The 10,555-nt window shown below is 67.4% G+C and carries 9 protein-coding genes; 4 read left to right on the forward strand and 5 right to left on the reverse strand.

Annotated features, from left to right (window positions below; genetic code table 11):
- The coding region (locus tag ACIQ09_RS20590) for a M61 family metallopeptidase (protein WP_398314036.1) at positions 1–1,379 on the forward strand (1,379 nt) is incomplete at its 5' end.
- A 53-nt stretch (positions 1,380–1,432) separates the two neighbouring features.
- Here the strand turns inward: ACIQ09_RS20590 and ACIQ09_RS20595 are convergent.
- The 5 genes from ACIQ09_RS20595 to lexA all read right to left on the reverse strand — a co-directional run bounded on the left by ACIQ09_RS20595 (position 1,433) and on the right by lexA (position 6,515).
- Positions 1,433–2,128, reverse strand: coding sequence for a hypothetical protein (locus ACIQ09_RS20595; RefSeq protein ID WP_398314038.1), 696 nt, complete (start codon positions 2,126–2,128; stop codon positions 1,433–1,435).
- Between the two features lie 23 nt (positions 2,129–2,151).
- Positions 2,152–3,531 carry an MATE family efflux transporter gene (locus ACIQ09_RS20600; RefSeq protein WP_398314040.1) on the reverse strand — a complete coding sequence of 460 codons (1,380 nt, stop codon included), beginning with the start codon at positions 3,529–3,531 and terminating at the stop codon, positions 2,152–2,154.
- A 154-nt stretch (positions 3,532–3,685) separates the two neighbouring features.
- Positions 3,686–5,158, reverse strand: a complete 1,473-nt coding sequence (locus tag ACIQ09_RS20605) for a Y-family DNA polymerase (protein WP_398314042.1) — start codon at positions 5,156–5,158, stop codon at positions 3,686–3,688.
- A complete protein-coding gene (imuA, locus tag ACIQ09_RS20610; protein ID WP_398314044.1) occupies positions 5,094–5,885 on the reverse strand; it encodes a translesion DNA synthesis-associated protein ImuA in 792 nt (263 codons plus the stop codon). Before imuA ends, ACIQ09_RS20605 begins: the two co-directional genes overlap by 65 nt.
- A 27-nt stretch (positions 5,886–5,912) precedes the next feature.
- On the reverse strand, positions 5,913–6,515 hold the full coding sequence (gene lexA, locus ACIQ09_RS20615; RefSeq protein WP_296414044.1) for a transcriptional repressor LexA: 603 nt from the start codon (positions 6,513–6,515) through the stop codon (positions 5,913–5,915).
- 286 nt (positions 6,516–6,801) lie between these two features.
- On the opposite strand from lexA, the gene ACIQ09_RS20620 reads away from it, so the two are divergent.
- The 3 genes from ACIQ09_RS20620 (at position 6,802) to ACIQ09_RS20630 (ending at position 10,185) form a co-directional block, all read left to right on the forward strand.
- Positions 6,802–7,389: a peroxiredoxin gene (locus tag ACIQ09_RS20620; protein WP_398314047.1), complete on the forward strand. Its 588-nt coding sequence runs from the start codon at positions 6,802–6,804 to the stop codon at positions 7,387–7,389.
- Positions 7,355–7,834: a peptidylprolyl isomerase gene (locus ACIQ09_RS20625; protein WP_398314049.1), complete on the forward strand. Its 480-nt coding sequence runs from the start codon at positions 7,355–7,357 to the stop codon at positions 7,832–7,834. The genes ACIQ09_RS20620 and ACIQ09_RS20625 overlap by 35 nt, the downstream gene beginning before the upstream one ends.
- A 302-nt stretch (positions 7,835–8,136) precedes the next feature.
- Positions 8,137–10,185 (forward strand): dipeptide ABC transporter ATP-binding protein, encoded by a 2,049-nt coding sequence (locus ACIQ09_RS20630; RefSeq protein WP_398314051.1) that lies wholly within the window; start codon positions 8,137–8,139, stop codon positions 10,183–10,185.
- Positions 10,186–10,555 lie beyond the last annotated feature (370 nt).

A 10,555-nucleotide genomic window follows, 5' to 3' on the forward strand; every position in this document is an offset into this window, starting at 1 on the left:
TGGGCATGGAGGACGCGGGCTGGCGGGTGGCCACCAGCCTGCCCGAAGCCGAGGGCGAGCAGGGGGCCGCCGAGCCTTACGGTTTTGGCCTGTACCGGGCGCCGGACTACGATGCCCTGATCGATCACCCGGTGGAGATGGGGCGCTTCAGCCTGGCCGAGTTCGACGCCTGCGGGGTGCCCCATGCGGTGGCCATCACCGGCCGCCACGACTGCGACCTGGGCCGCCTGGTGGAGGACCTGAAGCCCATCTGCGAGGCGCAGATCCGCCTGTTTGGCGAGCCCGCGCCGATGGACCGCTATGTGTTCCTGGTCATGGCGGTGGGAGATGGCTACGGCGGGCTCGAACACCGGGCTTCCACGGCCCTGCTGTGCAGCCGGGCCGATCTCCCCCATGTGGGCCTGGATGCGCCGAGTGAGGGCTATCGCCAGTTTCTGGGCCTGTGCAGCCATGAGTACTTCCACACCTGGAACGTCAAGCGCATCAAGCCGGCGGCCTTTGTGCCCTACGACCTCTCCCGGGAGAACTACACCCGCCTGCTGTGGGCCTTTGAGGGCTTCACCTCCTACTACGACGACCTGATGCTGGTGCGCAGCGGGCGCATCAGCGTGGCCGACTACCTGGGTCTCCTCGGCAAGACCCTCACCCAGGTGCACAAGGGCAGTGGCCGCCGCAAGCAGAGCGTGGCGGAGTCGTCCTTCGAGGCGTGGACAAAGTACTACCGTCAGGATGAGAACAGCCCCAACGCCATCGTCAGCTACTACACCAAGGGTTCCCTGGTGGCCCTGCTCCTGGATCTGCGCCTGCGCGTGGAAAGCGGGGGCGCCCGCAGTCTCGATGACCTGATGCGCGCCCTGTGGCTGCGCCATGGCCAGACCGGGGTGGGGGTGGCTGAGGACGGCCTGTTTGCGCTGGCATCGGAAATCGGTGGCGTGGAGACCGGCCGCTGGCTGCAGGCCCTGGTGGAGGGCACCGATGAACTGCCCCTCGAAGCCTGGCTCAAGCGGGTGGACGTGAGCCTGATCTGGGAAGCGGCGACAACGGCGCCTGGCCTGGGCGTGCGCACGGCGGCCGATGGCGATGCCGTGCGCCTGGCCAATGTCTTCGATGGTGGGGCGGCCCAGGCTGCCGGCCTGTCGGCGGGGGATGTGCTGGTGGCCCTGGATGGCCTGAAGGTGAATGCGGGCAATCTGGACAAGCTGTTGGCCCGCCGTCTGGCCGGTGAGGAGGTGGAGATCCACGCCTTCCGCCGGGACGAGCTGATGCACTTCGCGGTGAGCCTGCAGGAGGCGCCCCGGGATACGGCAAAGCTGAGCCTGGTGGAGGACGGGGGCAGCCCCGCGCACGTGGCGCTCAGGGACGCCTGGCTGGGGGGCTGAAGCGCTGTAGGGGTGGCCCCCATGCTCCGTGGCTGCACCTGGGGCGCAGCAACTCAGAGGAAGCGGTCGGGGGTCAGGCGCAGGCCGAAGGAAAACCAGCGATTGTCGGTGGAGCCGTTCAGTTCACGCCCGAAGGTGGCATCCACCTGGACGCGCTCCGGCACGATGGCGAAGCGGGCGCCGGCCTGCCAGAAGGGGCCGCTGCGGTTGTCGCCGAAGGCTTCGGCAATGGCTGTGAGGCGTTGGCTCACGTGAAACTCCCCGCCCAACCCCCAGGTGAGGCGGTGGTCCCCGGTGGCCTTGTCCTTCAGCCAGCCCAGGTTGTGATGAAGCACCACCTTGTCCTCGGCGAAGGAGAAGGAGATCGGCACATAGACAAAGGTGTTGCCGAGCAGGTTGGGGCCGGGATTGATGTCCGGATGCTGCACGCTGCCGGCGGCGAGGCCCCAGCCCCAGCTGTTGGTCTCCAGGGGGCGGAAGAGCGTCTTGAACTGGAACATGTAGTCCCGGGTGGCGTTCTCGCCGCTGTTCTTGGCGCGTCCGCCGCCAAAGGTGAATTCCAGATTGCCCCACGGGTTGCAGGCCGGCAGGGCCCACACTTCACGGCTTTCCGGATAGACACGCATCCAGCTTTCGAGCTGGCAACTGCCGGCCGTGGTCAGGCGGGCATCGTCGGTCACGAAGGGGCGGGCAGCCAAGGCTGGCAGGGCAAGAGCCTGGAGCAGGCATAGCGATACGGTCTTCTTCATAGGCTTACTTTATCGATGATTTGTTAATCCACGTTGACAGAGCGGGTTGTGTGGCGCGACACCATATGTAGGTAGGTGCCGAAGAGCAGTGCGGCGGCCATGTTGCTGAGCACGCAGGCCTGCCAGAACCCGGCCACCCCCTGGGGCGGCAACAGGCTGCCGAGGCCGTGGTAGGCCAGTCCGTAGCCCCCCGCGAGGCCGATGCCCCAGAAGCACAGGGTGTGCACGAGCATCGGGCCGAAGGTGATCTTGTAACCACGCAGGGCATGGGCGGCGACGGTCTGTATGGCGTCGAAGAACTGGTACAGGCAGATGTAGATCACCAGGGACACGGCCAGGCTGCTGACCGCCTGATCGGCGGTATAGGCCGTCATCAGGGCATCGCGATACAACCAGGCGATGATGCTGACCAGGGTGGACAGGCCGGTGGCCAGCAGAATCCCGACTCGTGCGGCCTGCCGGGCGGCGTGCCCGTCCCGGGCGCCAAGGGCCTGGCCGACCAGCACCAGGGTGGCAATGGCCAGGGCCAGAGGCAGCATGTAGATGAGGGCCGACAGGTTGCCGACAATGCGGTGGCCGGCCACCACCGTGGCGCCGAGCCGGGCCACCAGCAGGGCGATCAGGGTGAAGGCGGTGATCTCCACGAAGCTGGAAAAGCCCATGGGCAGGCCCAGGCGCAGCAATTCGCCGATGGGCCCTGCCCGGGGGCGTGTCCAGCGGGAGAACAGCTGGTAGGTTGTGTAGGCCGGCGCACGCAGCACATGCAGGCCGGCACACACCAGCGCGAGCCAGCCCATGCAGGCACTCGAGACGGCACAGCCGGTACCCCCCAGAGCGGGGACGCCCGGCAGATACCCGTTGATCAGGGCCCACGAGAGGGGAATGTGCACGGCGGTGGTGGTGAGGCTGATCGCCATCAGCACCCGGGTGCGGCCCAGGGCGTTGGTGAAGGCGTAGAAGGTGCGGTAGAGCAGCACCGCGGGCAGCCCCCAGGCAATCGTCGACAGATAGTCCCGGGCGCCGGCCTCGACTTCCGGGCTGATCTCGGAAAGCTGCATCAGCCAATCCGGGTGGCGCAGGAAGAGCACGGCCGGAATGGCCAGCCCCAGGGCCAGCCAGAAGCCCTGCTGCACGGCCGGGCCGATGGCGTCCTTGCGTCCGGCGCCCACGTGATGGGCCACGGTGGGGGCGACCGCCTGCAGGATGCCGACCATCAGCATCACGATGGAGATGTAGATGCCGCTGCCGACGGCCACGGCCGCCAGGTCGGTGGTGCCGTAACGACCGGTCAGCACAGTGTCACTGACCATCTGTGTCATCGAGGACAGCTGGGCGATCAGCACCGGCCAGGCGAGGTCGATGATGCGGCGGGCGAGGCCGGGTTGGGCTGTGTTGTGGCTCATGGGGGACGTAGTGTAGCGATTCACAGGCGCTCGGAGCGTGTGCGGGGATCGTGGCGAGCGTTGATGCCCCCACGGGCCCTCCAGTCAGCGTTGGAGCCTCCGGAAAGCTCGTTTCGCTTCACCCATTTGGTGGAATGGGCTTATTCACAGGCTTTCAATTGAAGTAGCCATGGACAAACCAGCCGTGGGGCGGCTGACGTTCCTGGAAGATCCACACCAGGCAGTCGTCGTGGCTGCGGGCGACGAAGTAGTCCCGGCTCACTTCCGCGCCGGGCCCGTCCCACCAGCCCGCTTCGATGCGTTCGGGCCCGGCGAGCAGGCTCTCTGTCGGGGGGCGGGCCATGGGCCGGGGGGTGGGCAGCAGCCACAGGGGGCGCGGGGAGGAGGGCAGGTCGAGGGGCCCGGGAGGCGCAGCCTTGTCGACGGGGACGGGTTCGGTCCAGCGCCAGGCCCGCTCGGGGCGGTGGTCCGGGTGAGCGGCCAGGCAGCGCACCGCAGTATGTCCGAGACGCGCCCGCAGGGTGGCGAGGAGCAGCCCCGGGTCTCCCTGCTGCCCATCGTCGCCATCGAAAAAGTCGGTGCGGGGCGGGGCGAGCGCTTGGGGCGCATCGGCTTCCAGGCGCAGGGCGTCCACCTGTGCGGGCAAGGGGCTGCGGGTGAGGTGCTCGCGGGCCAGCAGCTGGCAGCGGGCCATGTCCCGCGACAGGGCGCCCAGCACGATCTCCCGTGACTCTTCACGGCTTTCACTGCCCTGGCGGTGGCGTTCGTACTCAAGCACCAGGGTGAAGCGCTCGAGCCCGGCCTGGCGGGCATCCAGCCAGCCGGAGAGGCCGACGAGCAGGCGGCGCACGCCGAACAGCAGGGTGTCCACCTGGTCGGTGGGCGCCGGCAGGGGCAGGCGGGCAGCGTAGCGCTCGGGAGGCACGAACCACGGCCGCGGGTCGGGAACGGTGGCGTAGGCCCGATCGAGCTGCGTGGTGACGGCCCGCGCGTGGCGCCGGGCCAGGCCACTGCGGGGCAGGCGCCGCACGTCGGCCAGGACACGGGCACCGATGCCGACGAGAAGATCCAGGCTGGCGGATGTTGCCGCGCCGTTGCCGTCGCCCAGGACGGCCAGGGGCAGCGGGTCGAGGGCCGCCCCCAGCCCGGCCTCCGCGTCGATCAGGCTACCCGGGGCGCAGCGGGCCAGCCAGCGGGCTGCCAGCGGGGTGGGGGCGACGGCCAGCTGCCCGGTAAAGCCGAGTTCGCCCAGGTTCTCGTTGATCGCTGCGCACAGGGGCGTGAGTCCGCCGAAGAGACGCAGGCTGGCCTGGACTTCGAGCAGCACGGTGTCGGGTGGGTCGAGACTGATGCTGGAGGTGAAGCGACCGGCCCAGGTGGCGATCTCGGCCAAGGCGGCGCTTTCGAGGGCGGGGGCTTGCTCCTGCAGATGCAGCTGGGGAACTAGGGCCAGAGCACTGGCGCGGCTGATCCCTGGCTCCACGCCGCATGCCATTGCTGCCGGATCCGCTGCCACCACGCGGAGTTGCGGGCGGGGGCCGAGAATGGCCAGCGGGGCGGCTTCACTGCGCCCCCGCGTGAAAATCTGCAGGGCCAGATCGGGCAGGACGAGGGCGCACCAGAGCATGGACGGAGGCGTGATTGCCGGAGTGAGGACGGGAGGAGGATGTGTCAGCGCTGCTCCCTGCCGCTGTGGCCAGATCGGGGCGGGGGCGGGCGGCGGCCCAGGGCAGCGCGAGATGCACGGGGGCAGTCAACATGGGCCCGCGGCGCTTGAGCACACGGATCTGGAGGCCTCCCTGGTCGGCACTCAGCCCCAGGCGCAGCACGGCCGGGGAGGCCTGGCTGGCGACGCTGGCCGGACGCAGCAGGATCAGGGGGGTGGCGCTGTCTTCTGCGGCCAGTTGCAGGCGGCGCAGGGCGGCCATGTCGGCCTCGGCCAGCCACAGCAGGACGATCTCGCAGCTGCGCGAGGCCAGGGCCTGGCGGCATGCCCAGCGGGCATGGGCCGGGCTTTCGGCCTGCACCAGCAGCAGACGCCCGAGGGGGACACCGGCTGAGGCGAGGGCCGGTGCATAGGGCAGGCTGGGGGGCGCGATGCACACGCCCCAGCGCCCGGTGGGAATGTTGCGCAGCTGGGGCAGCAGGAGCCCGAATTCGCCGACGCCGAAATGGGGAATCAGCAGCTCGGTGAGAGCGCCCGTTGGCCATCCGCCGCCGGGCAGCACGGCGTCCAGGGCCGGGTAGCCGGTGGGCCGCCCGGGGGCCGCCTCGACGGCCAGCCGGTCACCCCGCCAGACCAGGTGCTCGAGGGCGGAGAGGGGGGTGACGGAGAGGGCAGCCGGGTTGGCCATGGTGCTTGTGCGCGGGTGCCGACGGACTCAGAGGGGATCAGAGCGGATGAGGCCGACCGCGAGGCCTTCGATCTCCAGGGGCGAACTGCGGGTATCCACCACGATGGGTTCAAATTCCGGGTTGGCGGGGAGCAGCTCGACGATGGGCCCCTTGCGGGCCAGGCGCTTGACGGTGACTTCGTCCTCCACCCGGGCGACGACGATCTGGCCGTTGCGGACTTCGGTGGTGCGGTGGACGGCCAGCAGGTCGCCATCGAGGATGCCGGCGTCGCGCATGCTCATGCCGCGCACCTTGAGCAGGTAGTCGGCGCGGGGAGAGAACAGGCCGGGGTCTACCTGGTAGCGGCCCTGGACGTGCTCGGCAGCGAGGATGGGGCTGCCGGCGGCAACCCGCCCGATCAGGGGCAGGCCGAGGGCTTCCATCAGGCGTATGCCCCGGGCGCGGCCTTCTTCAAGGGTGATGGCACCCTTGGCGGCGAGGGCGCGGAGGTGGGTTTCCGCTGCGTTGGGGGAGCGGAAGCCGAAGGCGGTGCAGATCTCGGCCCGGGTGGGGGGGCGGCCTTCCTGCTCGACGGTGTCGCGGATGAGTTGCAGGATCTCCTGCTGACGGGAGGTGAGTGTGTCTGACATGGGGACTCCTGTAGGTTTTGTGTAATTTTATACAGGTTTTTGCCAATCGCAAGTTGTCGCATCCTTACGTAAGGGCGCGTTACGCCGTGACAAACGTCAAACAAGAATCACAATTCCCTTGAGCACCCGGCCCCCATGGGCTATCCCTTCAAGGACGCAGGCTGAAAAGCGTACCGCCCTCGTGGTGGCCAAAACACAAAAAGACAAGAACAGAGAACAGCGCAAGTCGTATCGCCCAATCAGCAAGGGTTCAATCCAGAGCCCACAGCCCCCGGAGGAGATCTTCATGCATGTCAGTCCCCAACACGCTTCGGGTAGAGTTCTCAAAGCGGCTCGGTTAGAATCCCCAGCCGTGCCGACCGAGCCCCGCGAAGGCGAGCCGGCTCCGCTCTTTTCCCTGCCCGATGCCGACATGGAGATGTTCGATCTGGCGTCGGTGCTGGGTTCCCATCATGTGGTCCTGTATTTCTACCCCCGTGACAACACTCCCGGCTGCACCCGCCAGGCCATCGACTTCAGCGATCACGATGCCGATTTCGAGAAGGAAAAGTGCATCGTGGTCGGCATAAGCCCCGACGACTGCATGACGCACGCGGATTTTCGCGATGAGCACGGCCTGTCAGTCGAACTGCTCTCCGACGAGGAGGGCGAGGTGTGCAAGCTCTACGGGGTGTGGCAGTCGGCGCTGGTGAATGGGATCATGAAACGCAATGTGCGCCGCTCGACCTTCATCATTTCTGCAGATGGGGTTTTGCAGCACGTACTGCACGATATCAATCCGCGCGGCCATGCCGCCGAAGTCTTCCAGCTGATCAAGCAGCTCAACTCAAGGAATGTAAATGGAAATCGCCAAGAACACGGTCGTAACGCTTAACTACACGGTCACTGATCCGGATGGCAATGTGATCGACGACGGCCAGCATCCGCTGGTGTACCTGCACGGCGGTTACGACGGCATCTTCGCGGTGATCGAGGAAGCCCTGCACGGCAAGAAGGTGGGCGACAACGCCAAGGTCAAGCTGCTGCCCGAAGATGCCTTCGGCGAGTACGACGAAGAGCTGGTGCTGGTGGAGGAGGCTTCCCTGTTCCCCGACAACATCGAAGTCGGCATGTCCTTCGAGCGTGTCGGTGAAGATGGTGAAGAGGACGAGGTCTATCGCATCACCGACATCGCCGACGGCAAGGTGGTGGTGGATGGCAACCATCCCCTGGCCGGCACCGCGCTGATCTTCGACATCACCGTCAAGGAAGTCCGCACTGCCAGCGCCGAGGAAATCGGCCACGGTCATGTGCATGGCGAGGGTGGTCACCACCACTAAGAGGGTGTGAATAAATCTACTGCGCGGTCCGAGTTCGCCCCTGCGATGCTCACCGTACCCTTGTACGGCTGCGCTTCTCGGGGCGAACTCGAACCGCTCGCTACGATTTCTTCAGACCCTCTGAGAGCGTGTGAGCCAGTCCGCTACGCGGCTCACCTCCCGGTCCATGCATCTGCCGCATTGACATTACACGTGCAGGCGCGAGGTGGTGGAGGGGGTCGGGGCAGCCGGTGGTCTTTCACGCGTGTGCCCTGATGGGCCCCTGACTTGAACGGGCCGCTCTGCGGTCCGTTTTCTTTGCGATGAACAAACTGGACAAGGAAGGCCCGGCCCTGCTGCGTGTCGAGGGGTTGCGGGTGGAACTCGGCGCCCGGAGCAAGCCGGTGCGTCCGGTGGATGGCATCAGCTTCGACGTGCCGGCCGGCAAGACCCTGGCCCTGGTCGGGGAGTCCGGCTGCGGCAAGTCCATGACGGCCCTGGCCTGCATGCGCCTGCTGCCGGCGGGTGGGCGGATTGCCGAAGGGTCGGTCAGCCTTGCTGGCGAAGCCCTGCAGGATCTGCCGGAAACCCGCATGCGCGACATCCGCGGCAAGCACCTGGCGATGATCTTTCAGGAGCCGGCCACCAGCCTCAATCCGGTGATGACCGTCGGCGACCAGATCGGTGAAGTGCTGGTTCGCCACCGGGGCCTGCATGGCAAGCCGGCCTGGGACGAAGCCGAGCGCTTGCTCGATGCGGTGGGCATTCCCGACCCCCGGCGGCGCCTGTCCGAATACCCCTTCCAGCTGTCTGGTGGCATGAAGCAGCGGGTGATGATCGCCATCGCCCTGGCGGGCGACCCCCGCCTGCTGATCGCCGATGAGCCCACCACGGCCCTCGACGTGACCATCCAGGCCCAGGTGCTCGATCTGCTGGCTGATCTCCAGGCCCGCCGTGGCATGGGCATGCTGCTGATCACCCACGACCTGGGCGTGGTGTCGCGCATGGCCCACCGGGTGGGGGTCATGTATGCCGGCGAACTGGTGGAAACCGGCGACCGGGAAGACTTCTTCAGTAAGCCGCTGCATCCCTATTCCCGCAAGCTGTTCGCGGCCCTGCCCACCCCGGCCCAGCGCGGCCGGGCCCTGGAGACCATCGTCGGGCAGGTGCCCCGTCTCGGCGAGCGCCAGGAGGGCTGCCGTTTTGCCGAGCGTTGCCCGCAGGTCCAGGACCCTTGCCGGCGCACACCACCGGCCCTGCATGGGGTGGGGAGGCAGATGGTGCGCTGCCATCTCTACGATCCCAACGGGCGCATGGGCTGGGTGCAGACGCCGTCGCGGCCGGCCGCGCCGGAAGTCCGCCCGGCCGAAGCCGGCAAGGTTCTCGATATCGCCGCCCTGCAGGTGCACTTTCCGGTCCGCAAGGGTTTGTTCCGGCGCGTGGTGGGCCATGTGAAGGCGGTGGACGGAGTTTCCCTGCAGGTGCCCGCAGGCGAAACCCTGGCCTTGGTGGGTGAATCCGGCTGCGGCAAGACCACCGCCGGCAAGGCGCTCCTCAAGCTGGTGCCGGCCAGCGGTGGCCAGGTCCATTACGGTGGTCAGGAGCTCTTGTCCCTGCCTCCAGGTCAGTGGCAGCCCCTGCGCCGGGATCTGCAGATGATCTTCCAGGACCCCTTCAGCTCCCTCGACCCGCGCATGCGGGTGGGCGAGATCCTGGAGGAGGGCATGCAGGCCCTGGGGGTGGAACCCGACGCGTCCAGCCGGCAGGCCCGGGTGGACGCACTGCTGGCGCGGGTCGGCCTCGATCCGGCCATGCGCCACCGCTTTCCCCATGAGTTTTCCGGCGGTCAGCGCCAGCGCATCGCCATTGCCCGGGCCCTGGCCGTGTCACCCAGGCTGATCGTCTGTGATGAACCGACGAGCGCCCTGGATGTGTCGGTACAGGCCCAGATCCTCAACCTGCTTCGGGAGCTGCAGGCCGAGTACGGCTTGTCCTATCTGTTCATCACCCACAACCTGGCCGTGGTGGACTACCTGGCCCACCATGTGGCCGTGATGTACCTGGGGCGCATCGTGGAGCGGGGCACGGCCGAAGAGGTCCTGCGCAATCCACGCCACCCCTACACCCGCATGCTGCTGGCGGCGGTGCCACGCATCGAGGCCAACAGCCGGGCTGGAGTCCGGGCCGGGGAGGCGACCCGGGGTGACATGCCTTCGGCTTTCAACCCGCCCTCAGGCTGCCATTTTCACCCGCGCTGCGAACACGCCAGCGAGGTGTGCCGCAGCACTTATCCCGAAGAAACCCGCCTGTCGGACAGTCGGGTGGTGCGCTGCCATTTCCCTCAGGTGACTCCAGTGGCGGTGCCCGCGTAAGGAGTGAGGTCGCGCCTTGTGGGGTGTCGAATTCGATTTTTTTTAGGCTGAGCCTTTACTGGCCGGCTTTTCCGTTATTGGCGTAACGTTGGCCGGGTCTCGCCCCGGCGGGCGACCGACTTCTTTGTTGTACGACAAAGAAGTCGGCAAGAAAGCGTACCCCGCTGTCGCGCCCCCTTCGGGGGTTCCCTCCCTCCGGCGATGCCGGGCGGGGTCTTCGCAAACTCGCCCTGCGGGCTCAAACATGCGAAGCCCTTTTTCCGCCCGTCATCACCTCCAGTCGGCACGCCAGAGGGGAAAGGAAATGCAGGTGATCAACGGCCAGTACCCGACTCAAGTTCCGCAGGGGCTCGGTGCATCCGAAAAGCCC

This window comes from Zoogloea sp., assembly GCF_044344315.1.
GTDB lineage: Bacteria > Pseudomonadota > Gammaproteobacteria > Burkholderiales > Rhodocyclaceae > Zoogloea.

Bases quoted from the DNA above. Each gene is read 5' to 3' on its own strand.
- ACIQ09_RS20595 (WP_398314038.1), bottom strand. From the start codon at position 2,128: ATGAAGAAGACCGTATCGCTATGCCTGCTCCAGGCTCTTGCCCTGCCA.
- ACIQ09_RS20600 (WP_398314040.1), bottom strand. From the start codon at position 3,531: ATGAGCCACAACACAGCCCAACCCGGCCTCGCCCGCCGCATCATCGAC.
- ACIQ09_RS20605 (WP_398314042.1), bottom strand. From the start codon at position 5,158: ATGCTCTGGTGCGCCCTCGTCCTGCCCGATCTGGCCCTGCAGATTTTC.
- imuA (WP_398314044.1), bottom strand. From the start codon at position 5,885: ATGGCCAACCCGGCTGCCCTCTCCGTCACCCCCCTCTCCGCCCTCGAG.
- lexA (WP_296414044.1), bottom strand. From the start codon at position 6,515: ATGTCAGACACACTCACCTCCCGTCAGCAGGAGATCCTGCAACTCATC.
- ACIQ09_RS20620 (WP_398314047.1), top strand. From the start codon at position 6,802: ATGCATGTCAGTCCCCAACACGCTTCGGGTAGAGTTCTCAAAGCGGCT.
- ACIQ09_RS20625 (WP_398314049.1), top strand. From the start codon at position 7,355: ATGGAAATCGCCAAGAACACGGTCGTAACGCTTAACTACACGGTCACT.
- ACIQ09_RS20630 (WP_398314051.1), top strand. From the start codon at position 8,137: ATGAACAAACTGGACAAGGAAGGCCCGGCCCTGCTGCGTGTCGAGGGG.